Source organism: Leptospira ainlahdjerensis (assembly GCF_016919175.1).
GTDB lineage: Bacteria > Spirochaetota > Leptospiria > Leptospirales > Leptospiraceae > Leptospira > Leptospira ainlahdjerensis.
Map to the genome: position 1 here is coordinate 70,673 of NZ_JAFFPU010000069.1, position 25,268 is coordinate 95,940.

22 protein-coding genes are annotated in these 25,268 nt (G+C 39.8%); 9 read left to right on the forward strand and 13 right to left on the reverse strand.

What is annotated here, in order from left to right:
• Nucleotides 1-38 precede the first annotated feature (38 nt).
• From JWG45_RS17515 to JWG45_RS17555, 9 genes are all read right to left on the reverse strand, one after another.
• Nucleotides 39-785: a ParB N-terminal domain-containing protein gene (locus JWG45_RS17515; RefSeq protein ID WP_205280916.1), complete on the reverse strand. Its 747-nt coding sequence runs from the start codon at nt 783-785 to the stop codon at nt 39-41.
• A 65-nt stretch (nt 786-850) separates the two neighbouring features.
• The gene (locus tag JWG45_RS17520) at nt 851-1,855 is read right to left on the reverse strand and encodes a DNA-methyltransferase (RefSeq protein WP_205280917.1); all 1,005 of its coding nucleotides are present in this window, start codon (nt 1,853-1,855) and stop codon (nt 851-853) included.
• A 71-nt stretch (nt 1,856-1,926) separates the two neighbouring features.
• On the reverse strand, nt 1,927-2,253 hold the full coding sequence (locus JWG45_RS17525) for a hypothetical protein (RefSeq protein WP_205280918.1): 327 nt from the start codon (nt 2,251-2,253) through the stop codon (nt 1,927-1,929).
• Nucleotides 2,238-2,831, reverse strand: coding sequence for a 3'-5' exonuclease (locus JWG45_RS17530; protein ID WP_205280919.1), 594 nt, complete (start codon nt 2,829-2,831; stop codon nt 2,238-2,240). The genes JWG45_RS17525 and JWG45_RS17530 overlap by 16 nt, the downstream gene beginning before the upstream one ends.
• A 27-nt stretch (nt 2,832-2,858) precedes the next feature.
• A complete protein-coding gene (locus JWG45_RS17535) occupies nt 2,859-3,122 on the reverse strand; it encodes a hypothetical protein (protein WP_205280920.1) in 264 nt (87 codons plus the stop codon).
• A gap of 14 nt (nt 3,123-3,136) precedes the next feature.
• Nucleotides 3,137-4,498, reverse strand: coding sequence for a hypothetical protein (locus JWG45_RS17540; protein ID WP_205280921.1), 1,362 nt, complete (start codon nt 4,496-4,498; stop codon nt 3,137-3,139).
• Nucleotides 4,495-4,848: a hypothetical protein gene (locus JWG45_RS17545; protein WP_205280922.1), complete on the reverse strand. Its 354-nt coding sequence runs from the start codon at nt 4,846-4,848 to the stop codon at nt 4,495-4,497. Before JWG45_RS17545 ends, JWG45_RS17540 begins: the two co-directional genes overlap by 4 nt.
• A 245-nt stretch (nt 4,849-5,093) precedes the next feature.
• The gene (locus JWG45_RS17550) at nt 5,094-5,288 is read right to left on the reverse strand and encodes a hypothetical protein (protein ID WP_232380752.1); all 195 of its coding nucleotides are present in this window, start codon (nt 5,286-5,288) and stop codon (nt 5,094-5,096) included.
• Nucleotides 5,266-6,030, reverse strand: a complete 765-nt coding sequence (locus JWG45_RS17555) for a phage antirepressor KilAC domain-containing protein (RefSeq protein ID WP_205280923.1) — start codon at nt 6,028-6,030, stop codon at nt 5,266-5,268. The genes JWG45_RS17550 and JWG45_RS17555 overlap by 23 nt, the downstream gene beginning before the upstream one ends.
• A gap of 120 nt (nt 6,031-6,150) precedes the next feature.
• On the opposite strand from JWG45_RS17555, the gene JWG45_RS17560 reads away from it, so the two are divergent.
• The 5 genes from JWG45_RS17560 (at nt 6,151) to zapE (ending at nt 11,345) form a co-directional block, all read left to right on the forward strand.
• Nucleotides 6,151-6,534, forward strand: a complete 384-nt coding sequence (locus JWG45_RS17560; protein WP_205280924.1) for a helix-turn-helix domain-containing protein — start codon at nt 6,151-6,153, stop codon at nt 6,532-6,534.
• Between the two features lie 891 nt (nt 6,535-7,425).
• Nucleotides 7,426-8,178 carry a ParA family protein gene (locus JWG45_RS17565; RefSeq protein WP_205280940.1) on the forward strand — a complete coding sequence of 251 codons (753 nt, stop codon included), beginning with the start codon at nt 7,426-7,428 and terminating at the stop codon, nt 8,176-8,178.
• Nucleotides 8,162-8,797 (forward strand): hypothetical protein, encoded by a 636-nt coding sequence (locus tag JWG45_RS17570; protein ID WP_205280925.1) that lies wholly within the window; start codon nt 8,162-8,164, stop codon nt 8,795-8,797. Before JWG45_RS17565 ends, JWG45_RS17570 begins: the two co-directional genes overlap by 17 nt.
• A 417-nt stretch (nt 8,798-9,214) precedes the next feature.
• Nucleotides 9,215-10,366: a hypothetical protein gene (locus tag JWG45_RS17575; RefSeq protein ID WP_232380753.1), complete on the forward strand. Its 1,152-nt coding sequence runs from the start codon at nt 9,215-9,217 to the stop codon at nt 10,364-10,366.
• Nucleotides 10,367-10,499: 133 nt separating this feature from the next.
• Nucleotides 10,500-11,345: an AFG1/ZapE family ATPase gene (gene zapE, locus JWG45_RS17580; RefSeq protein WP_205280926.1), complete on the forward strand. Its 846-nt coding sequence runs from the start codon at nt 10,500-10,502 to the stop codon at nt 11,343-11,345.
• 26 nt (nt 11,346-11,371) lie between these two features.
• Here the strand turns inward: zapE and JWG45_RS17585 are convergent, their stop codons facing one another.
• The 4 genes from JWG45_RS17585 to JWG45_RS17600 all read right to left on the reverse strand — a co-directional run bounded on the left by JWG45_RS17585 (nt 11,372) and on the right by JWG45_RS17600 (nt 14,456).
• Entirely contained in the window at nt 11,372-11,596 is a 225-nt protein-coding gene (locus JWG45_RS17585) for a hypothetical protein (RefSeq protein WP_205280927.1), read from the reverse strand.
• A complete protein-coding gene (locus tag JWG45_RS17590; protein ID WP_232380754.1) occupies nt 11,593-12,120 on the reverse strand; it encodes a Tom20 family protein in 528 nt (175 codons plus the stop codon). Before JWG45_RS17590 ends, JWG45_RS17585 begins: the two co-directional genes overlap by 4 nt.
• 87 nt (nt 12,121-12,207) lie before the next feature.
• Nucleotides 12,208-13,578, reverse strand: coding sequence for a Kelch repeat-containing protein (locus tag JWG45_RS17595; RefSeq protein ID WP_205280929.1), 1,371 nt, complete (start codon nt 13,576-13,578; stop codon nt 12,208-12,210).
• Entirely contained in the window at nt 13,575-14,456 is an 882-nt protein-coding gene (locus tag JWG45_RS17600) for an LA_3334 family protein (RefSeq protein WP_205280930.1), read from the reverse strand. The genes JWG45_RS17595 and JWG45_RS17600 overlap by 4 nt, the downstream gene beginning before the upstream one ends.
• Nucleotides 14,457-14,782: 326 nt before the next feature.
• Here JWG45_RS17600 and JWG45_RS17605 point away from each other — a divergent pair, with 326 nt between their 5' ends.
• The 4 genes from JWG45_RS17605 to JWG45_RS17620 all read left to right on the forward strand — a co-directional run bounded on the left by JWG45_RS17605 (nt 14,783) and on the right by JWG45_RS17620 (nt 25,209).
• Nucleotides 14,783-21,694, forward strand: coding sequence for an RHS repeat-associated core domain-containing protein (locus JWG45_RS17605; protein WP_205280931.1), 6,912 nt, complete (start codon nt 14,783-14,785; stop codon nt 21,692-21,694).
• Nucleotides 21,695-21,737: 43 nt separating this feature from the next.
• A complete protein-coding gene (locus JWG45_RS17610) occupies nt 21,738-22,769 on the forward strand; it encodes an LA_2444/LA_4059 family outer membrane protein (RefSeq protein ID WP_205280932.1) in 1,032 nt (343 codons plus the stop codon).
• 102 nt (nt 22,770-22,871) lie between these two features.
• Entirely contained in the window at nt 22,872-23,192 is a 321-nt protein-coding gene (locus tag JWG45_RS17615) for a TIGR04452 family lipoprotein (RefSeq protein ID WP_205280933.1), read from the forward strand.
• A gap of 817 nt (nt 23,193-24,009) precedes the next feature.
• Nucleotides 24,010-25,209: a Kelch repeat-containing protein gene (locus JWG45_RS17620; RefSeq protein ID WP_205280934.1), complete on the forward strand. Its 1,200-nt coding sequence runs from the start codon at nt 24,010-24,012 to the stop codon at nt 25,207-25,209.
• The last annotated feature ends 59 nt before the right edge of the window (nt 25,210-25,268 follow it).

Here is a 25,268-nt window from a genome sequence, read left to right on the forward strand (position 1 = left end):
TCAGGAAAGGAAAATTCTTAGAAAAAATTAAGGACTGTCTACTTTTTTATGTTTAATTTCTTTTTCTTTTTTTGATTTTCTAAATCAAGCTCGATTGCGCGTTTTAATCCTCCAAACGGTTTTAACTGTTTTGCTAATTTATTTTTTTCAATTAACAGCTTTTTTGTTTGAGTATCTATATTCTGGACTTGTTTTACGATCTTGTGAATGGTGGTAAGTTTCTTCTTATCAAGATCTTTGAGTCGAATTTCAGCTGTCTCCTCGCCTAAAAGGATAGTTTTTGCTTCTTTTAGATATCGTTGGCAATGTCTTTGCGATCTTCCAAAAGTTTTAGAAATGATTTCTGATAAAGGAGGACCGAGCATTTTTCTTGTTTCCGGAGAAATATTCCCTCGGAATTCTTTTAAAATCCGTCCTTTACCAAATTCTTTGATGATTGCTCGAATCGTGGATTCCTCACTCATCGGAACACCGGTATTGTTTACTGCATACATCACATACCGGCGCACGTCTTCCGTTAAGTCTGAAGTAACCATTTTAGCAAGGATCGTCTGATGTTTTGCTTCCTTATTTCCAGAAAACCGACGGTCTCCGTTTAAAAGCCAGTATTTCCCGTTTTTTGTCGGATGCTTTACTACAATGACGGGTTCCGTGACTCCTATTTCCTTTATAGACTCATTGAGACTATTTTTTTCTTCGTCAAGGACAACCCTGGATTCCAAGTTCGGATGTTTGATAATGTCGGTTTGATTTATTTCAAAAGCGGTGGAATAGGATACTTTCATGCGAACTAAATTTCTTGTAATCTATTAGGTTTAGTAAAGCAATTTTTAAGAGAGTTTTTTGACCCTTAAAAAAGCCTGAGTCCGATTCGACGCTCCGCCTCTTCTGCAAACTTCGAAACGATTTCGATTCCCGTGTATTCACAACCTAAATCTAAAGAGACAACGCCTGTAGTCCCTGATCCAAAAAACGGATCAAAAACCCTAGGCGGAACCGGATCAAAAGGATGATCACATTCTGAGATCATTTTTTGTCTGTATTGTTTACCGCAAACTCGACAAGCCCCTATTTTACTGGTTCCAGCCTTTATACAATTTGAGATTAATTCGCGTGGGAAAGTCGCCGTATGCGAAGTTTTTGACGGTGCTGTCGGAACAGTCCAGACTGATCTTTTGTTTCTTCGTTCTTTTATGACTTGGAAAGTTTTACCTCTCTTACTCTCGGAAACGGTCCGTCTTTGATTTTCGTTTTCAAGCAAATGAGGCCGAAAACTTGGATGCCCTGGAATAAGGCTAACAGCCGGTTCTGAAATTGCATCCGTATCGTAATAGTATTTTGGACTTTTAGTTAAGAGGAAAATATATTCGTGGGAAGTCGTGCATCGGTCTTTTACCGCCGAAGGCATTGGATTTGGCTTACTCCAAATGATGTCTTGTCGTAAAATCCATCCATCTTCTTGTAAAGCAAAGGCTACTCTCCAAGGAATACCGATGAGATCTTTCTTTTTCAGACCACAAACACGAGTCGCAGTTTGAAGTAAGGATTTACTATTTGAAACTTCCCTCTTTGTTTCCTTTTCCTTTCTTTCACCTGTATTATATGAATCACCGAGGTTTACCCATGCCGTCCCTTCCGGGTGTAATACTCTTCTTACTTCCCGGAAAACCTCAACGATTCGTTTTATATATTCCTTTGGAGCATCCTCAAGTCCGATCTGGCCGGGATGACCGTAATCCCTAAGACGAAAATACGGTGGGGAGCTAATTACAGTATGGAAATAATCGGAGGGGAGGGTTCGAAGACGTTCTAAAGCATCCCCGACAAAAATCTTGTTTCTTAGATTTTCTTCCATTCTTTGGATTTGCGAATTCACGCAAAACCAGAATGTACCGATCATTATCGTATCGGAGAATAGGTGGAAAATTAAGAATTTAAGGTTTTATATTTTTTCCACTGAATTTCAAATTTAAGCAAGTCTTCAAAGTAGAATTCGGTTTCTAATCTCTTCCACAAACGTCTTAACTGCAAGTTCGGAAGTTCTTCTTTTATTATTCCGTATTCTTCCCAGTGAGCCTTTGGAAATTTTTGTGAAACGTGAGATAATCTGAATTGCTCGATTATTTTACATACAAGAGTATCGAATTCACTTGTGTTGCCTCTTGCAAATTTTTCTTTTGATTCTCGCGGTAACCGAGGTCTACCACGTTTTTCGACCCTCCAAGGTCTTGAAATGATTAAGCGACGTCCCATGATGCCTCTACCATTGCCTGAAACGGATCTTCGGCTATATTAAATTCATCGTATAGAAGGAATTGACCTTTGAATACTCGGATCGCTCCAATACAATCGTATATTGCGCGATGGGCTATCCTAGATTCAATACTCGCATAAAACCGGAACGCCGATTTTAAATCGTGTTTTCCCGGTTCTCGCCTTTTAAAAATTCGATACGGATCTATGATTTCAGAGGACGGGAATGGACACAAATCTCCGATTCTTGCAAATTCGTTTTTCAAAAGTGGAATATCGTAATTGATTATATTATATCCGCTCAAAGGTAAGTCCGAAACTGTATTTTTTATTTTGTCCTGAATATCTGAGAGCCTTGGTACGTTTTCGACCATTGCGTTGGTAATTCCATGAATTTTTGTAGCCGATTGCGGAATCGGCATTTCTGGATTTACGAGTGAAGTAAAGATCTTTGAAATTCTAAAGTTCCATCCGTCCCAAAAAAGGACTATCATTCCAATTTCAACAATTCGGTCCCGGAAAACGTCCAGACCCGTTGTCTCGAGATCCAAAAAAACGATTCGAAGCCCTTCTTTCATAATCTACTTTCTATTTTGACTCGAAACTTACGCATCGATCAATCTTCCGTTACGCCAGATCATCGTTTTACTCGGTCTATTTTTTCGGTGGATTCCGTATTCGTATCTTTGAACCGAATACTCGACCCCTTCCGGAGCTGACGTTTGCAGTAAAGCCGCCGTCGATATTGCAATCTTAGCTCCTTCCGGGCCATCAAACCACTTCCCGATTGCACCCCAAAGCCTTGGTGTTTGAGTAGTCGGCGGCAAGTGCTTGTAAATATGAAACTCTTCTTTCAAAACTCCGTTCATGATACACCTCCTTGTTATTTCACTAAAACGAGTCTGTTTTCTATTTTGCTTTTAGAGAAAGGTTGATCCTGAAAAGGAAATTCTTCGTTTTTTGCTTCGTAATGGGTGACTAAAACGTCATGTGTCGTTTTACTTTCCACCCCGGAATGAGATCCTTCTTTCTTTTCATCCTCCTCCACCCTATCTTCAAAATCTTTAAATAGAGTTGGAGCGATTTCTTTAAAGAATTTTTCATAAAGTATCTTTTTGTTACCCGTATAGGTTTGGGGGTCCAAGTTCTCTTGATAGAACTTGATAGATGTGCTATGGAGATTTTTCTCTTTAGCCCAAAGTAGGAAACATTCATGTCTGTTTTTAGGAAGTGCGCGATTCGTATTAAAAGCAGGGGTTTGAGGTTTAGAAATTTGATTTCCTTTTTTAAAACTCTCTTTTCTAACCTTTTCTTTATTTTGATTTTTCTCTTTTGGGATACGCCTCGTATGTCCTTGTGGAAAAAGGCGCGACCAAAATTTAGAGAGAGTTTCAGGACTTACCGCCTGTTTTCCCCAAAATTTAGAATCCTCATTTCTCAGTTGCATTAAAATTTGTAATTTAAAATGAACCTGGCTCCAATCTCCGTTTGTCGTATCGTATATCCATTCTAGACTTTTCAGTTCTGAAAGCGGTTTACCCATTGCTATGCCGTGTTCTTCGTTATACACTTTTTGGAAGGACTCAAGCCAAAGAACCGGAAAGTTCCAACTTTGATTTTGGTTTTCCCGGTTCCGGTTTTCTTTCGGCGTTCGTTCAGGTGCTTCCTTCTCTCTAGAAGTATTTAGTATTTGGTTTTTTAGGAATTGGTCCATTAGTACTTTGTCTTTAGTACTTAGTAGAGGCATTTTTACCGGAGCCGGGCTTTCCAGCTCCGGGGATTCCGGGGCTGGTTTCACCGGGACCGGAAAATCCAGTCCTGGTGAATTCTCTACTCCACCAGAAATTGAATCAAAAAGGGTTGGCTGATCGTTTTCTTGAGATTTAGTTTTTTTATTACTTTCCTTAGCCGCCATGACAAAAGGTTTTCTCGAGGTCTCAAAAAAGTTCCAAACCTGTTTGATTCTTCCCGTTTCTGGATCTCTCACTCGAACAAGCTCAGCATATCCGAAATGTACGAGTTCCCGAAGCCCAGCAATGGTGCTGTCTTTTTTGTCGGAAGCGTGAGTTTGCAGTTCTTCACTATTTACCGCCCAATCTGGTGGAAGATGTAAAAGAAATATCAAAATTCCGCGCGCCTTCCAACTAAGTCTCGAATCCCTTATCCAAACATTGGTTACTCTTGTATAATCTCGTTCGGTTCGTTCGGCGTGAAAAATCCTTTGTTCTTTGGAAAATAGAATCATACTTCCAATTCCTTTTCGTTTTTAAACATTTCCGAGACTACTTCAAAGCAAGAAAATGGGCTTTGTATATTGAATTCAGGCCGCCTCTCCCAAGCCCTCACGAGAGTCGCTAAAACTTTCCCGACCATCTCAAGCGAGTCCGTGAAGTAAAAAAGTAAGTCCCACTCTTTGAAAAAAACGGCCTCCCCTACTTCCACAATAAGCCCCGGAACAAAAGAACATTTGTAGACCGATGGAGAAAGGGGGCTTTTTAAAAAACGATATTCAGTCAGGAGATTTTCTAAAGGGGAAGAATCCGCGCTTATGTTTTCACTCAATGCGGAAGAAGGAAGAGAAAGCAAATTTTCCAAGTGTTGATTCCTTGTGAGAGATTCTATTTTTTGAAATAAATCTTATTTAAGCTTCGCAAAATGGCTTCGTCTGTTCGCTTCCGGGGTAGAAATTGCATTACTAACGCCCCTACTCCCGCAAACAAAAGAAACCCACAAACTACAATTATGGCCGTTCCCATTTTCCGGACCTCCCCCACTCGAATACTTTTTGATTTTGGCCTGCATTTCGATTTGGATGAAAATTCAAGAAATTAGGTTTTTTATTAATTTTTGAGAATCTTGGATTCGAGTCCTCTTTCATATCCAACGTCTTTTTCCATGATCCAATCGACGCACCAAGCAAATGACTCGTCTTGAAATACGACTTCATCGGTATATCGATCATATACTTCAAAGTAGATAATTCCATTTTCTTCGCTCTCGACTTCACGAAATCTATACTGCTCGATCGGCCTCAAGGTATTGCGTATTTTGACTTTGGTCGTCAGTTTCAAAATTACTCTGAGCGAGCTCTTTTAAGAGGAACTTAATCCCTTTCTGAGTCACAACTGTCTCTTTGTAATAACGGTTTACGGGTTTACCGTGGAGAGTGGTTTCATACGGAACCTGGACGATTCGAAATCTTCCCCTTTCCACATGATATCTTCCTGGAATATTGTTTTTTCCAAATATCCCTCGTTCCCGAAGGAGCCTTGTAAGGTTATTTCTTCCGAGCTTCGGAATCGCCAAAATAGCAGACGCCTCTTGGAGAGTGAGCTCTCCTTCCGATTTCAGTAACCTTTCATATTCTTTATTGTTTGGTTTTATTTCCGTCCGAAAGGCGGGATTAAAATTACTTTCCAGATTATATTCAGGCTTTCGATTTATGTTCTCTTGTTTTTCTAATTCCAATCTAAGAACTTCAAGGAAACTGTTTACTGCATCAAAAGTCCTGTTACTCAAAGGAATTTGTTCCGCTAAAATATATGCTTGCCTTATCGTAAGCATCGCATACATCTCACAATATTCCAAGTTACTCGCATTGGATTCGGAAACTTTCCGTCTTTCTCCCTCGAACCAAACGTTTTTAAATTCAGGGCGGGAGCGTAGTACGTTGAGAATTTTTGAATGATCTATTCCCAAGGCACAAGAAATGATTCGGCTGTCCGCGCAAGCCGCGTCTCGGTATGTCTGAAAAGTGACTGCTTGTCCCGGTGTCATGGAGTGACTCCAAAAATTTTCTTCCTTTATCCGATCAATCGGGACTAAAGGACTTGTCTATCTTTGTATGGTTTCCATACTCTGTAAACTCAAAAACATACGGAATTCATACTTTTTATTATGACCCTGAAAGAACGCCTCGAAAGTATCGAAAATGAAAACGACCTCACTCACGACCAGTTTGCTAAAGAAATTGGAACTTCAAGGGCGCAACTTTATGCTTACAAGAGAGAAGAGCAAATAATTCCGGCCTACCGACTGGACAAGATCGAATCTAAATTTAATGTTCGGCGGGAGTGGGTTAAAGAAGGAGAAGGTGAGAAATATATCACCGATGAATTTAGTGAGTTAGACAAAAAAATTAAGTTAGTTAAGAAGCTAGAGTCCTTTGGTATTTTGACTTATCTTGAGTCCTTACCCGCGAACCTTCCGAAATCGAAGAAGACGACTCTTCAAGAATTTCTTCGCTTCTTCCTAACTCGCCTTTCTGACGATGAAAAGTAGTTAATAATTCTTTTGCAGTATTTTGGGCAACTGTATCGGACGGCTCCCCTCTATTGATTGCTCCAACCATCTTTCGTAATACTAAAACGAGCTCATTTTTCAAATTTTCGTCGTTCACAAAGTAACCTTATTTACCGTCTTAAATTCTATCGGCTTTCAGAGTCAATTCAGCATTTTCCTTATGGCTTACTAAACCAAATTTTCTTAAGGACTAGTCGAAATTTGCAATCTCAAATTTCATTCCCCACCCGATTCGACCTTTATTCTATTCTTTTGGTTTCCAGGATCAGACACGTTAATGCGAATTTATTTAAACCTAAGTTTTAGGATTTTAGAGGTTCAATCTATATCGCAGTTCTGAAAAAGAATTCAGTGGTTATTATTTTTTAGTCAATTGTTTTGATTCAAAATTTTCAATTAGACAAACTAAACTTGAAAAAGTGGAATTCCCCCTCCCTATCGTCCTCCTGTAGGTAGCACAGGGAAAAATATCGGAAAATAGAGGATTTGGATGATAATGGTTTTTCTTATTATGTCCCTTAATTTACTATCTACCTATTCTTCAGAATGAGCTTTTTCACCCTTTAAATATTAATTTACTATTCTAGTAAAAGCTCGGATTGAAGCCTTTCCCGAATTCTACTCAAGGTCACTTTTTAAGATTTAATGTGAACGGAAATCAATTTGAATTTTAGCTTCTTCTTGAATTTCTCGATAATCACCCCTTATCGGAAACCTAAAATTTCCATTTTTTTTCTTAGTTATGGCTCTTTCAATATTTTCAAATGGGAATGCGCGTTCCCATTTGAAAATGGCAGATAATCACAATTTTTTCCATTTTTTTGTTTTTGCGCTTTCTCAATTTTACCCGATTTTTACTCTTTCTAATTGATGAAAATTATACCAATTTGTTCCGGGAAAGGTGGTGTGGGCAAAACCACAAATACTATTTATTTAGCGCAAACCTTGTCGCATCTCGGAAACAAAGTTTTAGCCATCGACTTTGATTTCAATAGAAGCCTTAGCAAATTCATGTTTTCTCACTTCAATATAAACGAAAATGAAGCCGCTTCTAAAAATTCATTTAATATGCTTACAGACACTGAAAGTTTTGAAAATTATATTTTCAAAACAGGGCAAGGAATTGATTTCATCCCTGCTGTCGAAAGGCTTAAAAAAGTGGATTTAGAATTTTATGACGACCCTCGATTAAAGTTTAGATTCGAGAAATTACTCAGAGAATTGGATTACGATTTCATATTACTAGATCTTCACAACGTCGTGAATGTAGTCCTATTGGCGGCGCTCCATTGTGCCGATCACGTTATTTCACCATTAGAATATGGAGCATGGAGCTTTGATGGGACAGATGACATGCTTAAAGTTTTCAAAGAAACTGAAGCGGCCTTAAAGAAAAAAATTAAATTCACAGTAGTCCCTTCAAGAATCTCTAAGAATAAAATAGAAGAGCTTATTGAAGTTTGCGAACATAATGGATTAAATGTAAGTAAATTTGCAAATATTAATGATAATACTGTCCACACGGCTTCGAACTTAGGTGAATTTTTAAATCCGAAAAAACATTCTGCGTTTGATCGCTTTTTAGTTTTAGCCAATGAGGTATCCAATGGCAGAAAAAAATAAATTAAGCAGAAAAGAGTTAGTTAAGGCGTCTTTAAAGAAAAATAAGGAGTCAGAACAACCGACAACCTCTTTAGACAAGAACGATGTTAAGTCAATTGATCCACAACTCCAAAATCTTAGGGACTTCTTTAAATCACTTCTTAATGCCCACAGAAGGACAATTTCAGCATCAATAGAATTTGGCGAACAATTGCATGTAGCCAAAGTTTCCATTGGACATGGGGGTTTTATTGATTATATCGAAAAAAATAAAGCATATTTAGGCTTCGATAGACGGGCCGCGAGTAATTATTTGAGAATTTATCAATATCAGCAGTTTATCGGTAAGGACGCGAAAACCATCCAGGAAGCAATTAGTGATATTAGAGCGGCTACTAAAGAACTGTCTGAGCCAGAATCTGAGAACAGACTTGAAAAAGAAATAAATCCTCTCGATTATAATTACACAAAAGCAAAGAAGTTATATCTTCTATTCAAAAAGAATGGCAAAGGAAAAAAAGGTTTAAAGAAACCAGTAGCAGATTACATTAAAAGATTTATCGTCGAGGAAATTGAAAAAGAAAACAATAAGCATAATGAAATCATTTCCAACCTTGAAAATGATTTAAAACTCTTTTAATGAAAATGGGAATGTTCATTCCCATTTGAGTCGCAATACTTTGTATTTAATTTCCGGTAAAATATTTTCAATACCGCCTCAAAAAAGAGTACCCAAAAAGAATACATGGTTTATATTCGCTGTGTAATCTCCTTCCGAGATTCGTTTTCAGAAAAAGCCTGCGAAGGGGTGAGATACTTCGCAGGCATTCCTTCCTTTTTTTTAGTTTAAGTGACATAATTTTGCTTGACTACTGTTTAGTACCATATTCTAGTCCGAATTTGAAATAGCTTTAGGAGACATAACTAAAGCGCGGCTTATCTCACATTTTGCCGTCTGAAAACGAATCGAGGACCATCCAAAAGGCTCCACGCCTAAACCATGTCCCCGTTTCTTACTGTAGAGTAGGGTAATACACTTACCATGCGCGCCCGAAGTATGTCCGCATCGGTAAAATCGAGTATGGAAATGGACGAGAATAAAAAACGGAAACAGGGAAAATTTCGCCCTGGAGTCATCGACGAAATGCCGTATGCAAGAAGCAAGTTAGACCTTCTTTCGAAGATAGCCCAATTGGATATGAACGGAAGAAAGAATTATGGCGGCTGTATAACAAAAAACAAAGAACTCGGCGAATACGTGCGGTTAGCCGAGACCACAGTTTCTAAGTATATTCGCGAACTAAGAAGAGACGGACACTTAGTCCAAACTGCTTTTCGCGGTAACTATAGAATTCTAAGAATCTCAGATGAATTGTACGATGAAATCACGAACGAGAAAGAATGGAATAAGGAGTTAGCAAATCAAAGAAAAGCCCAGGACAATAATGCTAGGCAAGGTGATAAGCATAGTACGAATGGGAACTCAAGCTCCGTACAAGGGTACGGGACAGCCCCGTACAACAATCCGCCTCCTAGTCGTACTTCCCTAGAGACTTCTATACCCACTTTTGTACCTGCTATTTTTGATGAAACTGGAGTTGAATGGGAAAGATTCTTAAAGTATGCAGATGAGGTTCTTACAAAAAGCAGTAGGGAAACTCTACACAAGCTAAAAGTAAACTCAAACGGGAAAACTTTGAGCCTCTTTAGCGAAGTATCAGAATCTCTTTTAAATGTGATTACAAAATACTTTGTAGAAAAAAGAAAACTTCCACTGATTGTCCAAATCCAGAAAATCGGGGATAGCAAGGATCAAACGGAGAATTTAACCCCTGAAATAAAAATGCCAAACGTACGTTCTGATATTGAGCATACTCAGTCAGAAGGGAAACAAGAAATAGTTAAAAATTTAGTCGGTAAAATAACAAAGTCAGAACCGGAAATTCAATACGAGTATTTTCACAATATAAGCTTTAGAGACGAGTCTATTCGTGGATTTCTGGACTACTCCTCTTTAAAACTGAATCGTCCAGAATTGGAAATTCTTAGAAGCGTGCGAATCCAATATGATTTTAAAAAGATTACGTTTTTTGACCCGATTCCCGAGAAACTTAAAAACCATATTCGAACATACTTTTTCTATAAAACAAAGTCTGTAATAGCGACTATTTTTATGGATAACAAAATTCATTTTCACTCGGCGGCTTAGCGTATTCTAAATTAGAATATTAAATATTCATAAACCTATTGGCGTCTTTTTATCGCAGTCGGATAACTTCGAGCAAGATATGCAAAAGAAAATGAAACTCGCAGGATAAAAGGGATATTTTAGGTAGGGGAATATGGTTTTGAAGAAAATCGTTACCATAAGAGAGGGCGACGCCAATTGTTTAGAGTGTGGCGGAGTTGGGTTTTACTTAACAGAAAAAACGGGCGGGCAGGTATCGAGTGTTTTAACTCTATGCAGATGTATTTCTGAAAATTGTCCATGTGGCGGGAAACAACCTTCGATGGTATTTGATTCTTCGCAGAGCAAAATGATTCCATGCGTTTGTCGTACGGCGCGAATGGAGTTCGGAAAAATGGAGACTTTGTTCCATAAGTCGGGAATTCCGTCTAAATACAAATTTAGAACTTTCGACCAAATGGATCACGATTCGAGTATTGGCATTCAATTTACGATCGCTCATGATTGGGGATGTGAATTGGTGAAAAATTGGAAAGATGACAAATTACCGAATGAGGGTCTATATCTCTGGGGAAATCCAGGGACTGGAAAGACATTGCTCGCTTGCAGTATATTGAACGAAATGATCTTTCGATATCAAGAGAATTGTAAATATGCCAAAATAAATAGAGATTTCTTTGATATAATTCGAGACTCCTACCAAAAGAGATCCGAAATACATGGAAAAGAAAAAACAATAGAAGATGAATTTGCAAATATTCCGATTTTGGTGCTTGATGATTTTGGCGTACAAAAAGAGACAGATTGGACAAATTCAAAATTGTATGACTTGATCGATGCGCGTTACGAACAAGGAAGATTAACGATACTTACCTCAAATCTTCCCTTATCAACATTTAAAAATCAAGCAGAAGGGCGCGTATATTCTCGATTGAAGGAAATGACGAAAGAACTTTCACTTGCAGATTGCGCCGATTACAGAGAGAAATTGGCGAAATAGCCAGACAGTTGAGTATAGAAGCAGAATTAATTTAGATTTTGAGAGAAGCCCGATAAACCAGGGTCCACTATTTCGCACCAATGAGAAAGAGTAGAATCCCTGAGGCTATATCTGTAACCTGTTCCAGATCTTTTTAAAATGCCTTCAGAAGTGACTTCTCCAACAAAAAACTCTCCAGAAACGCTACGAAGTAATATTTGATCTCCGGGCTTAATCGTTGGAATTTCACTTTGAAAATTTCTCCAATTCATTTCTTTCTCCAAATCAAAAAATTCATGATTAGATTCAAGAGAGAAATGCCCCCGATTAAAATCAATGCAATTTGATAAATTCTCTCATTTGAAAATGTTTTTTCGCTACTTACGTTAGTTGCCTTTGTTTGCAAAAGAATCGAATTCAATTCTTCTTTGATATCCTGAACAGAACGATAAATCTCCGAGTCCAAAAGAATTACAGTATTCGATCCAGTACCTTTTCCAAAAGAAGTCTGTCCAAAGTCTCTCTGTCTCGGCATTTTTCGGAGATTCTCAATTTCCGATTTCAGCTCTTGATTCAGAGGCCATTTTAGATATGCTTTCTGAAAAAACTGTTTGGCACGGTCGTAATTTCCCCGTTTCTTTTCTTCACTTGCGATACCGATCCAGGCTCTTGTTAGGATAAACTCCGCTTTTGGATCGGAAGGATTGTTTGTGAGAAGCGAGATTGCGAGACTTTCAGCTTTTGAGTATTGGCTTTCTTCAAGGAGGCGTTCACCGTCTTCATGGCTTCCTGCCATAACATTTTCTTCGGAAAAGAGGCCAAACGAAAAAATGAGAAACAGAAGGGAATAGAGAAGTATTTGAAAGATCGATTTCATTGTTTCTTACCTGTCGATTCGAATGACTTTGTGAGCATAACGCGCTCTTGGCATTTTCTGAGAATCCAGAGTCCATGTACTCGCGATGGGATTTTGAAGACCGATGGAATAAACGGTATCGGTGGGAATGTTTAGAGCGGAAGCTCCGCCAAGGACGAATAACTTTCTTGTTTCATACGAGGCTTGGGTTCCTGGATAATAAACGGAAACCGGAAGAATGGGACCGATGGTGAAAAGACCCGTTCCGATTTGAGAAAAGTCCGTTCTGTTGGAAGGCGTGATTGAGCCGACCGGTTGCAAGGTGCTTGTTCCGGTGGAACCACCGATTACCGCAAACCATTCTGGATCCGTTGGAAACGAATCAGAATTTAGGGGTTTTACGCAAGCGGAACCGGATCCGTGTCTTGCTAAGTTGATCGATGGCTCACCCGCGCTTGTGGTTGAATTTACGGAAGGAACATATCCGTCTGCTGTGACTTGTGCCGAACCGTCTGCGTTGAATCTTCCGCCGGTGAAGAGGATCGAACCGTTGAGTCCACAACCTGCCATATCGATTCTTGCGAAGATCGCAGTGAGTGACACATAACTTTGCCAAACGCCGGTTGGTCCGATTCCGGGGAAGAATCTGGAAACTGTATTTAAAACCGTTCCAGTCGTCATGTCCGTTGTTGTGGTTCCAGCTATGATAAAAATTTCCTCACCTACGGACGCAATGACTCCTCCTTGGTTAGCTGTAGGCATGTCGGCTAACGTCTTCCACTGGTCTAAATAGGGGTCATAAACTTCTGTTTTTCGAGAAGCAACATAGATCCCGGCTTGTTTTTCCAAACCACCAATCACGTAGATCTTTTCTTTGTGCGAAACGACGTTTGCAAACGCGCGAGGAGTTGGAATCGAAGTCGCCGCTGGAAACCAAGTGGAAGTCACCGGATCAAAAAAATCAATTTGCGAAACAGGATTAGCATCGGCACCGATTCCTCCCACAACCCAAAGTCCTCGGGTTCTATTTGGAAAATCACTTACCCAAGTTTTGAATGCAATCGGAACCCCTTTCAGATTGTTTATATCCGAAGAACAAAAAACCGAAGCTATATAATCGGTGTTCGATTCTAAATTTTGAAGAGTCATGGAGTGAATCTTTGCATTTTCTAAACTGATACTTGCGGATTCAATTCCACCTCTTCCATACACGACGGAACCAGGTTGAGAAGACGAACATTCCCAACTAATCGTTGCCGATTTTGGTCCTAGCTGAGTCACGAGTGCAAGTGTAACCTTTGTCGTTTCGGAGTCGTGAATATTGGAAAGAGGAGAATTATGGCAATTCAGGAAAAGGGAAAAGAGAAAGAAAAAAGTAATTTTGAAAGAATAGTTCATAAAAGAAGACCCCAAGAGATTCTAAGACCGGTTCTGCAAAGAGAATCACCGGATTCAATCGTGCACTGTGAACGAACTCCGAGCCTAAGCCGGGATCCATTGTTTAAATCCCAGGCCCATCCAACTTCGCCTAACAATTCCGGATCGGTTCCATTTACGGATTTAGAATCACTTTTCCATTGTATTGCGGTAACTCCTCCACCAAACAAAAAGTAGGGGGCAGAGGATCCGAATTGTTTTCCGAGATAGAAGGATTGATTCCAAAGGTTGATAGAGCCTTGTGTCGTCGAAGGAGCCATTGCATATTCTGAAAGAAATCCAAAAAACCAAAGAGGTCGGTTTAAAAATCCTTTTTCTAAAAAGAGTCCCGCTCCTGCGGTGGCAGGATTCGTATGAAACCAAGCTCCGTGGTTTGCCTGAGCAAAAAAACTACCGCCCACAAAGAGTTGATTCTCGCCCGCCCGACCCGAAAGATATTTATCAGGCAAATCCGGACTTTCGTTATCGTTTTCTAAAGACTTAGAATTGGAATTCTGAATTTTAACTTTCTCGATTTCAACAAAGCCGAGTTCAGTTTTAAAAGTAATTTTGTCTTTTTTCCTTTCTACGATGATCCCGCGAACGGAGCTTCCATCGGTAAGTTGAAATTCCGAATATTGATACGAAGGCTCGGGGCCTTTCCTTGAGTAATCGATTCTTTGGATTTCAGACTTCGGGATTCTATACAATCTTCCTTTCCAACGGAGACTAACGTTGTCCGCGCTTTCGTTGATCTCTTCGATGAGGAATGCGTCGCCTGATTTGAGAAGAAGCTCGGAAGAGAGAAGGGGAGTTGCTAACACTATTAAAGAGACAATAACGTATTTGCTAATTTTCACTGTACCTTTGCCAAATTTTCCTTCGATTAAGCAAGTCGGAAGTGTATCATTTTTGTAAATGAAATTAAGATTTTGTTTCAGTTCAGAAGTTCTTAGTACAATAAATCACAGAGAAGATTTATTGTACTAAGGATTGTTGTTTATTCCTTAGTACAACGTTTATTATAATTCAAAAACTTCTAAGGATGTATAAATTTCAAAAAATATTTCCTAGTTCGTCGTAAGTTTTTAAAAGTGTCAAAATAGTATCATTATCTAGGCGTTTCTGTTTTTAGAAATTCTGGGTGAAATAGTTACTTTGATACAAATAGAACTGGAGTTTTTGGATGAAATCACGCGGACTTCGCATTTTTACTTTAAGCTTTGTTATCCTTTTTGTTCTTAACTTTTCTCTCATTCGTTCGGTTCAAAACTTTTTTAGCACGATGGCGGCGGCCGTTACAACGGGGATTCCTCAAAAACTTCCCGTCATCGAAGCAAATCACGATGGTTCTGCCTCCACATCGATTCCGATTGAAGTTCCCCAGGGAACGAAAGGTGTGGTTCCTTCTCTGGCTCTCGCTTACAATTCAAGGGGTGGAAATGGAGTCGTGGGTGTCGGCTGGGATCTTTCAGGCATTCATACAATATCAAGAAATCCATCTTTTGGAATTTCGTATAACGGAACCGATTCTTACTCGTCCTCTTTAGCAGGGGAGCTAATCGATGTTAGCGGAAATCGTTCGGCTTTTCATTCCAGGAAAGAATCCTGGATTTTATTTGTTCCTCAAGGAAACTGTGGAGACGGTCCTTGTTCTTGGGTGGCAACCGACAAAGACGGAAGAAAATTTACCTTTGGTGGAACTCCGGATTCAAGAATAGGCTCCATTGGAAGAACTGCCGGTTCCATTCGGGAATGGGCATTAAACCGGGAAGAAGATTCTTTTGGAAACGGTTACAACGTCACTTATACTCCGATGGACAATTCAAACGGAGATTATTATCCTTCTCAGATTTCGTACAATGATCGCACGATCGCTTTCACTTATGAAAATCGAAACGACAAGTTTCCTAATTATACCCAAGGTTCGATTGTAAGAACTCAGAGGAGACTCGATACGATCGAAGTCTTTATTGCAGGAAGTTCTTTTAGAAAATACGACCTGGACTATACAACCGGTCCGGTTACGGGTCGTTCGATTTTGCAAATTCTCAAACGTTCCGGGAGCAACAACTTCGGCGCCGAAAATTTTGATGATCTTACATTTTCTTATTCCGATCACGCGGGTGAGTTTTCTATCGTTGGAGTCAATACCACAAATCGATCGAATCTTGGTACGGTTCCTGTGTTTGTTCCGGACTTTCTATTGGATATCGCCAACGTATTTTTCAACCAAGAGTTACCGTATCACCCAACTTTTTTGGATTCCAACGTGAATCTTGCTATGCAATTCATCGTGAAGATGCCTGTCCCCGACAGGAACGCTTGTAACGCAGGTCTTGCTTCTTGTTTGTGTGCGATTATTCCTATGTGTACGGGCGGCAATCCCGCATTCTTTAACTACGTGGCGACAAACTGCGCGGCCTTCCAAGGTTGGGGTGGTGTGAATGGATGTCTAAACGGAATTGATACTGCACTCGTCGCGTGGGTGTCGATGGACGTAAACGGTGACGGAGTTAGCGACTTTGCGACGTTAAACGGCGATCAGAATAGCGGAAACATTCATCTTTCCGGGAATTTGATTTTAGCCAATGGGTCTTCTGCTGCGTTTGCGAATAGTGCAAGTCTTCCCATTTATTACAACACATTCTATCAAGCAGTTGATCTGAACGGAGACGGCAAAACGGATTTTGCTTATGAATACAACGGAAACCTTTGGGTAGTGTATTCGAATGGGAATTCTTTTTCTTCTCCGACTCCATTTGGGAACGTAAGTATGGACGGAGCCAATCGGAACATGACGATTTTTAGTCCTTACGAATATCAATTTCAATATTCTCCTCAGAACCCGACCCCGGTTACGAATGACAGAGCGTTAAAAGATTATTTTGCAGATTTGAACGGAGACGATCTCGTTGATTTTGTTCACTTCTCCGGAGGTTCTTATCAAATCTATATCAACCGGAAAACTTTTTTTGATAATCCGATATCTGTCTCAGGTTCTTCCGACTTTTTTATCAATGCGATGATTGACATGACGGGGGATGGTAAAGCGGATCACATTCAGTTGGTTCAGTCGTATGACAATTCGGTTTTGATTGGTCTCAATGGACAAAGAGATGCACTGAATGGTCAGATGAATACTCTCCAACAACAAAATCAAAGAGCGCAGGACGTCGTGAATTTGATTGGGTCTGGAAATGCGGCCTCGATCAACCCGACCGAGTTTCAGTATTTGATCGACTACTTTGATACTCATTGCGGTTTGGGTTGTTTTCAGATCGTTCTTGCTTTGCAAGGTTCGAGTGGAGGAACCACTTTGACTCCGGCAAATGCCACAAGTCTTACGGGTGACCTTCAAAATATCGTAGCGGCAGAAATTGGACCCTTGGCTCAACAGAGTCAGACGATTAGTACGCAGATCGGCGCGATCCTTGCCGCAGGAACCGGGGGGAATGCAACTTACTCGATTCAAATCCGATCTTTTAATGTAAGCAACGGAACATCTCAGGTGAGAAACTTTCCGATCAGTGGTCCGGTTGATCCGCACAAAAGTACTCTTGTGGATGCAAACGGAGACGGAAATTTGGACTTGATAACTTTTTCCGGAACCCAAGCTTTTGTTTCTCTTTTTACTGGAAACGGATTCACCGGTCCGATCTCTACTTCTTTGAACTCTGGAGATCCTACTAAATTGATTCAGTTTAATTTTGGGGAAGTGAACGGAGACGGTTTTCCGGATTTGGTTTTGATGAATTTGAGCAACAACCAATACGAAACCTATCTTTCCAGAGGGGATGGAAGTTTTGCGCTGAATTCTTCGTATTCTTTTGGAAGTTTTTCCTTTAATGAATTCAACGACGCTTCCGGAATCAAACGTTCCGACTCGTATCAAATCTGGCTTCAAGATATGAATAACGACGGGATTTCCGATCTCAGTGTTGCCTACATTTCGGCGGACAAAACAGCCGGACAAATCACCTATCGTTACAATGCGGCTCGAAACTCAGGAGAAGATATGCTCCAAATCGTTTCGAACAACTCCGGTGGTCAAAGGTCTTTGATTCAATACGGTCTTGCAAACCTCCATACGGGAGCTGTGGTTGCAGGTTCCGGGAATTATCCAAATCTTCCCAACACTTCTCCCAGTTATCTAGCGGTTCAAACGACCCAGGAGCTTTCCGCAGGGATTGTCAAAAGAACAAATTATCAATATTCAAACAATCGAATGTTTCTCGGCACAAGAGGAGTTGCAAGAGGTTTGGGTTTTGCTTACGTGAAAGAAACCGATGTGGATACGGGGTTTTACTCGATTACGGATTATTTTCAGAACGACTTTCGTTTGGCTGGGGTTCCACAAAGCACGAGAAGTTACAACGCGCTCAACAATCTCTTGAGTTCTTCGAACAATTCTTCCTTTAGTTTTCCAAATCCATTTGGGACAGAGATTGCGGTTGCGGGTGCCGTTACCTCGAATGTTTATCAAAATGGAAACTTAGTCACCACCTCTTCCAAATCGATCACCTATGATTCCTTCGGATTTGTTACGAGCGAGACTGATTCTTTAGGTTCTCATACGGTTACAAATACGACTCAGTATGTGCATGATACGGCGGCTTGGAGAATCGGAAGAGTATTAAGATCAAGAAAGAATGTAGACGGAACCTGGGTGAGTGACACACAACTGATTTATTCGGGAGACAAGATTCTTACTCAAACTCAATTTCCTTCGAGTGCATCTCCTTTGCCTTCGACTTTTGGTTATGATTCGTTTGGGAATGTGACTTCGGTTACGGACGCGAGCGGCGGAGTGAGTACGATCGTTTATGATTCTTCCTTGAATCTTTTTCCTATCACAAAGACGAACGCTCTGGGTCACAGTTCAACTTGTGTCTATGATCCCGAGCTTGGTTTGGAACTTTCCAAAACCGATCCGAACGGCGCGACAACTTCGATGTCGTATGACGCATATGGAAGAATTTTGAGTGTTACGTATCCTGGAAACTCCAGTCCGAATGAAACGTTTTCTTATTCGAACACCGGTCTTTTTGATCTAAACAATTTGTCAAACAACGAGTCGGTAACAAAAAATATCATCGATTCCGTCAGTGGAAATACAAGCACGACTCAAACCTTTGAAGATCCGTTGGGGAATACGATTCGTTCGGTAAGCAATACTTCTCTTTCCGGTGTGAATCAGATTCAGGATAGCGTCTTTGATTATGCACAAGGGAAGTTGATTCAACAATCGAATTCGTACTTGAGTATTCAGACTCCGCAACAGACAAGATATCAATACAATGATCCCGATGGGAATTTGACTACGATCTTGGAACCGAGCGCTAACGGAACGATTCAAACCAATGTGACCCGTTCCGGTTTTATGGAAACAAAATCGACTTCGTATCCCGACGGCCTTTCTTCTACTGTGAGCGAGACAAAAAATGAACTGGGGCAGGTTGTAAGCCGAGTCAATCAAGGAAGAACGACTCAGTATTCGTATTCTCCGTTTGGTGGAATTGCGAGTATTACCGATCCGGGAGGACTCGTGACAACGTTTGGATACGATTCTCTGGGGAGAAAAGTTTCTACGCAAGATCCAAATTCTGGAACGATTTCTCTTACCTATGATTCGAATTGGAGAATCGCGAGTCAAACCGACGCAAGAGGAAAGACGATCAGTTTTACATATGACGGATTGGGAAGAATTCTTACCCAAAGCACAAATGGGCCCGAGGCTCCGATTCAGTTTGTGTATGATGACGGAAGCGTTCCCTTTTCCAGAGGACGTGTAACACAAGTTACCGACGGAACGGGGAAAACAGAATTCTCTTACAGTCAAAGGGGAGAAGTCACTCAAAAGAAAAAGTTCGTCGATGACATCATCGCGATTTTCAAAACGGATTACGATTCCTTGAGTAGACCACTGACTCAAACATATCCCGATGGAACGAAAACTCACAATCAATATACGATCAATGGAACGATTGGAAATATCACGATGGATTCGGCAGACGGAACGAGCATTGGCCACAGTGTCGTAAGTTATCAAGGACCATATATGGATACGAACGGAAATCCATCGATCCGAAGAGTAACGGGAAACGGTGTGACAATGGAAATTGCTTACGAACCGATCGAAAGAAAACCCATCGCAATCGTAACGAAAAAGCCGGACGGAAGTGTGATCGGAAATACGGAATACACCTACGACGGAAAGAGAAACATCACCAAGATTGAAGACAAAGTAAATCCGAACCGGACCCAAAATTTCACGTTGGACAACTTAGATCGAGTCACAACTGCGATTGGAAAATACGGAACCCAGAATTATTCTTACTCCGCAAACGGTAACTTACTTCAAAAAGGGAATCTCACACTGAACTATTCAGACGGAAACCATGCGAACGCAGTGACGACGGCGACAAGCGCAAGCACGGGAACAATGAATTATGCGTATGATGCAAGCGGGAACATGATTTCGAGAAACGGTGATGTTCTTCGATATGACAGCTTTGGAAAGTTGATCGAGATCACTCCGAATGGCGGAACGGCTTCTATCAATTACAACTACGACTATTCTGGAAATCGAATCAAGGCAGTGTCGGATGCGGCCTTGACAACGACATATTCTTTCGGAGACAGTTACGAGATCGTAAGAGCTTCTGGATTACCGGAAAAACACACTGTGTATGTCAAAGGAATAGAAGGAGAGATCGTGGCGCAGTGGACGAGAGAAGATGCGACACTACAACTCAGTGAATCAGCGACAGACGAGAAGAATCAAGTTGCAACCTTGATTGTAGGAACTCTGACAAAACGGTTTTGCAAGGACGTTTCCATCGATTGTGGAGACTACTGGAAGAATCGGTTTGGAAAAGAGATCTATTCGTTCATCGGATATTCTTCTTACTTTCAAGAGGGAGTTCCCACAAAACTCTACAACGCACTTTACTTTCTGATTTTACTCGGAGTTCTTTATCTCGCGTATCCTTACTTCCTAAGAGGAAACACGCTCCTGCAAGAACTTTCATGGAAAGGAACGGCTACTCCAGCATTACTCTTGGCTATGTTTGTGATTACTTCTCTTCCCGGTTGTGGGATCTTGCCGGGAGGAAGTGGTCAAGGCGATCCACCTTGGGTTTTGGCGATGGGAGCTAACGTGAACCCGACTGTTCCGAGTATTCAGAACGGAAACTCCGGTGCATCCGGTGGCGGAATTAACGGGGGAGCTCCTGTGAACGGAATGTTTTTCTATCACCCGGATCATTTGGGTTCTGTGAATATGATTACTGACGGATACGGAAACCCAGCTTCTGGACCAGAACCTGGAGTGAGTTACGTTTCTTACGAACCTTATGGTTCCATCAACAGAAACGATTCCTATGGTCCCGATATTTTCCGTTACAAATACACGGGCCAGGTTGAAGACAAGGAATCCGGTCTTTACTTTTACAAAGCTAGGTATTACGAACCAACTCTCGGAAGATTTTTGCAAGCAGACAGCCAAGTGATGCCGGATTCGCCTAACGGAATGAATCGATACATGTATGTGGACGGGAATCCTGTGAACTTTAGGGATGTTAGTGGGAATAGTATATCAACGCCACTTGCTTGGGGTCTTATGGGAGCCATCACGGCTCCGCAATTCGGTCTAACCCCAGAGCAAGGCTTTATGTTAGGTTATGGTATTGGAAATAAAATTCATCGAGATAACAAGAAATCGGATCTTGAAAAAACAGTAGGTGGAGTAGGAAAAGGTATTCAAAGAGCGACGTACATTCCAAAAAGTCGACAAAATTGGAATTTTGAAAAATTTTCCCAAAGAGCGTTTCCTTCACCTGATGAAAATGTAGACGCCGGTGCTTCTTGTGGGGCATCTCAGTCAGCTGCGATATTTTTGTTTAATCCGAATGTTCAAAATGCTGCAAATTCAAATAATGGTGGAGGAACAACTTCAGGTGATAATACAGGTACCTCAGGAAGCGCAGGCTCGCAAACAACGTCCCCAGGTAGCTCAGCAGAAGCGACAAAGCAGGCGCAATTCATATCGTTGTGGATATTTGCTTGTTCATTACAGCAAGGTGGCGGATCTTAAGATGGGAAGAGATTTTCGTAACTAACAACAATAGGAAATTAAAATGAAAAATAATTCAATGTATTTGATAGTATTCTTTCTGCTATTCTCGACACGAACGTATTCACAAAAATTAGAGAATTCGAATGCCGATACTTCTGATCTCAAAAATCAAAAAAAGCATTCTTTCGAGCCTTATTTTCGATTGAACTCAGGAACCTGGTCTTCTGAATCACTGCAGAGAGAATCGGATTCAAACTCTTCATTAGGAAACTCTGCAAGCAATGGTTATTTAAGCAGTTATGATAAGCCGAGCCGAGATAGAAAATTTGAGAATCCTGGATATACTAGTTTAGGATTTATATATAAGAATCACTCTCGTAAACTCACCTTCGATTATAATTATTTAGTTTATTCCCAGTATTTTAAGATAAACTTCAAATATGCTGGAGTGCTTGGTCCACGAGGTTCAGAGCAATCCGAAGTGGGCACAGCATTTATTTACGATATACATCCGTACAGAGTCGAGAATAAATTCGCGATCACAAAGGAGGTATTCAATAACGGTCGATTAACATTTGGAATTGGAGGGGGTATAAGAAAATTATCCATAATACGGGAGCGACAATATCCAGATTTCATTCCAGAATATATTAGATATGTAGCGTCTGTTTCAAATTATTCAAATATAATAAATACTTATGGTCCTCAAGTTAGCTTTCGATCTGAGTTACATTTAATTTCTTCGTTATTCTTTCGATTAAATTTAGATTATTTTTATACGCAAGGCCAAGCTAAATACAATTTTGAAACAATCAATATAAATTACATTTATATTTCCAAAGGAAATAATGTGATCCAATTTCATGGATTTGATTTTAATTCAGAAATTTCCTATTTATTTTTTGATAGGCTCCGATTGTTTTTAGGATACGAATTGATAGTATCAAGATCTAAATACAGACAATATAATGAGTTAAATAGTTCGGTCGATATCCAGACAGCCTTATCTTCTGAAATTAAAAAGCACGAATATACACAGGAAAAGACGGACTCGCTGCAATTATGGTATTTCGGTGCGGGATACATTTTCTAGAATATCCATATAATGTCTGGATCGTCGGTTATGCTCACATCAATCCAAGGTTTCTATTTTAGGATTGGTGTCATATGTGAGAATTCAATAATAGAAAGGAAAATGAAAAAGGTTAGTTTTGTTTTAATTATTTTAGTTCTATCAAGTTGTTCATTTGCAGGATATAAAGGTGTCACTGGATCTGAAGCGAAAAGAAAAATTTTGTCAGCAACGCTCCCGCTTGCTGTAAATATTAAGAATCCAAATAGTTTTATAATTTCTTTGGTAGTCGTGGTTTCAGGATTAAAGGATAATGAATACTATTATGAAAGTGATGTGGATAATTGTATTGAAAGTGCGACCACGACTACTTTGGTCGGAGTGAATAGCGGCCAACCATTTACTATTAATTGTAAAATTGGCCACTTGGGATACTTGAATTGAAAATATTACTAAGATCTTGTCCAATAATAGTTAAACCTCTTAAAATAGTTTTCAACCATTCTGATAAAATCAAATGATATTAGGACAATATCTTAGTAATTATTAGAAGATTGGTTGTATGAGTCCCTTCGTTTTTTCACCTGGGGTAGAGTGACATTTTGAATAGAGTTCGGAGATTAAAAATAAAACCTAAAAAAAGTCTAATATTGGTTTTGGCAATTTTATTCAGTATGAATTGCCAAAAATTAGAAATTGATTTCACTTCATGCAAAGAGCAGAAGGATGTTTTAATTGAAGGTGTTTGTGCCCCTGGTTTAATTTCTTCTTCGCAGAATTCGGTAGAGGCGAGTCAATTGGCATTAGATTCATGCTTGTTGATTTTATTAGGAAAACAATCATGCAAAGATTGATTACATAAATTGAAATTGTTCGCAGTGAATAATTGCGGATGAAAATATTCATTTTAATCATCTTAGCTGTAAGTTTTTATTTTTGCTCCGTTTCGGAAACGAAACATTCTCCTGATCTGAAAACATATCGGAACTCAAATGAATCCAATTCGAGGGCTGAAATGGAAGAAATTAAAGCATGCAATATTAAATTGGATTTATGTATTAATAAGTGTAAAAAAGAATATCCAGACATGAGTATACGTTATTCGAAATGGGGGAGTTGCAAAGATAGTTGCATACAAAAATTTACGGGCGTAGACGGATGTATAATTCATTATAAAAGTGTTCGGTCAAATAAATATCGAATTTGGTAATTAAGCATTGAGTCGAGCCTTGTAAGTGTTAAATTTGTATTATATAAGTTCATGTTTATAAAATTTGTTTATCTTTTAATCGGGATCTATCTTTTTCTGCAATGTAATCCATCTGGAAATAGTGATAATAATGAGTTAGGCCTGATTTCTCTTTTATTAATTAGCAAACAAAAGAACGGAAGATACGGCCACGTTTCTGTACCGATCGGGAATAATATTTTGATATTAGGAGGTCAAAATGGTTACAATGTATTGAATGATATTTTCCAATTTGATCCTATTCAAAATTCATTTATTCAAGTAAATAGCATGAAGTTTGCCCGTTCAAATTTTAAATCTATCCGCCTATTAGATGGAAGAGTTTTCATAGTCGGCGGAAATCCTAGTCCATTAAGCGCGGCTTCGAATGCAGATCCTCCCTTAATCCAAACTGAAATTTACGATCCTTTAACAAATAATATAATAAGTGGACCAAATTTAATACAAGGCCGATCAGATTTTAGTATGGACTTATTAAACGATGGAAGAGTGTTAATTTCAGGCGGAAAAGCCAGTTCTATTTTAAAAAGTGCTGAGCTCTTCGATCCAAATAACCTTTCAATCGTTCCAGTAGGAAATTTAAATTTCAATCGTTGTCTCCATACTTCTACCAAATTAAACAATGGTAAAATATTAATTATCGGGGGATTGGACGATAGCCAAGTAACAATCGCGACTTCCGAGCTCTTCGATCCAGGTACATTGACATTTTCCGGATCAGGGAATTTAAGCGTTTCTCGAACTCTCCATGCGGCGAATCTTCTTGCCAATGGAAATGTATTGGTAACCGGAGGTTATAAAGTAACTACTCCACCATTCGCCTCAAATACTAAGGTAGTAGAACTGTATGATTCAGGATTGAATACATTCTCAACGGTCGGGTATACTAGTGAGTTTAGGGTGGGGCATACCGCTATCACTACAGCTTCGAATAGAGTTTTATTATGTGGCGGTCATCAAATTCTTAAAGGCACGCCCATTTTGTCTTCCTGCGAGTTATATGATACAGGAAACATGGCAGTTGTGGGATCTGGACAAATGCAATCGAAGAGATCCTTCCATACAACCAATTTAGTTTCGGGATCGAAAGTTTTGATAACTTCCGGCTTTGATAGTGTCGACTTTTCTTCCGGTATCCCAGTAGCAAATAAGTCCTCCGAAGTATTTGATTTTAATCAATTTTCTTCAACATCACTATTCGGGGAGCTATGAAAATCTTTTTTCATTGTTATTCGCCAAAAAGTTCTATAGAAGAAGGAATCTTGTGTTAA

Coding starts and splice junctions, on each gene's coding strand:
- JWG45_RS17590 (WP_232380754.1), bottom strand. CDS start 12,120: ATGGCAGGAAGCCATGAAGACGGTGAACGCCTCCTTGAAGAAAGCCAA.
- JWG45_RS17525 (WP_205280918.1), bottom strand. CDS start 2,253: ATGGGACGTCGCTTAATCATTTCAAGACCTTGGAGGGTCGAAAAACGT.
- zapE (WP_205280926.1), top strand. CDS start 10,500: ATGGTTTTGAAGAAAATCGTTACCATAAGAGAGGGCGACGCCAATTGT.
- JWG45_RS17565 (WP_205280940.1), top strand. CDS start 7,426: ATGAAAATTATACCAATTTGTTCCGGGAAAGGTGGTGTGGGCAAAACC.
- JWG45_RS17520 (WP_205280917.1), bottom strand. CDS start 1,855: ATGGAAGAAAATCTAAGAAACAAGATTTTTGTCGGGGATGCTTTAGAA.
- JWG45_RS17555 (WP_205280923.1), bottom strand. CDS start 6,030: ATGACACCGGGACAAGCAGTCACTTTTCAGACATACCGAGACGCGGCT.
- JWG45_RS17570 (WP_205280925.1), top strand. CDS start 8,162: ATGGCAGAAAAAAATAAATTAAGCAGAAAAGAGTTAGTTAAGGCGTCT.
- JWG45_RS17585 (WP_205280927.1), bottom strand. CDS start 11,596: ATGAATTGGAGAAATTTTCAAAGTGAAATTCCAACGATTAAGCCCGGA.
- JWG45_RS17530 (WP_205280919.1), bottom strand. CDS start 2,831: ATGAAAGAAGGGCTTCGAATCGTTTTTTTGGATCTCGAGACAACGGGT.
- JWG45_RS17610 (WP_205280932.1), top strand. CDS start 21,738: ATGAAAAATAATTCAATGTATTTGATAGTATTCTTTCTGCTATTCTCG.
- JWG45_RS17540 (WP_205280921.1), bottom strand. CDS start 4,498: ATGATTCTATTTTCCAAAGAACAAAGGATTTTTCACGCCGAACGAACC.
- JWG45_RS17595 (WP_205280929.1), bottom strand. CDS start 13,578: ATGAACTATTCTTTCAAAATTACTTTTTTCTTTCTCTTTTCCCTTTTC.
- JWG45_RS17560 (WP_205280924.1), top strand. CDS start 6,151: ATGACCCTGAAAGAACGCCTCGAAAGTATCGAAAATGAAAACGACCTC.
- JWG45_RS17605 (WP_205280931.1), top strand. CDS start 14,783: ATGAAATCACGCGGACTTCGCATTTTTACTTTAAGCTTTGTTATCCTT.
- JWG45_RS17515 (WP_205280916.1), bottom strand. CDS start 785: ATGAAAGTATCCTATTCCACCGCTTTTGAAATAAATCAAACCGACATT.
- JWG45_RS17535 (WP_205280920.1), bottom strand. CDS start 3,122: ATGAACGGAGTTTTGAAAGAAGAGTTTCATATTTACAAGCACTTGCCG.
- JWG45_RS17620 (WP_205280934.1), top strand. CDS start 24,010: ATGTTTATAAAATTTGTTTATCTTTTAATCGGGATCTATCTTTTTCTG.
- JWG45_RS17575 (WP_232380753.1), top strand. CDS start 9,215: ATGTCCGCATCGGTAAAATCGAGTATGGAAATGGACGAGAATAAAAAA.
- JWG45_RS17615 (WP_205280933.1), top strand. CDS start 22,872: ATGAAAAAGGTTAGTTTTGTTTTAATTATTTTAGTTCTATCAAGTTGT.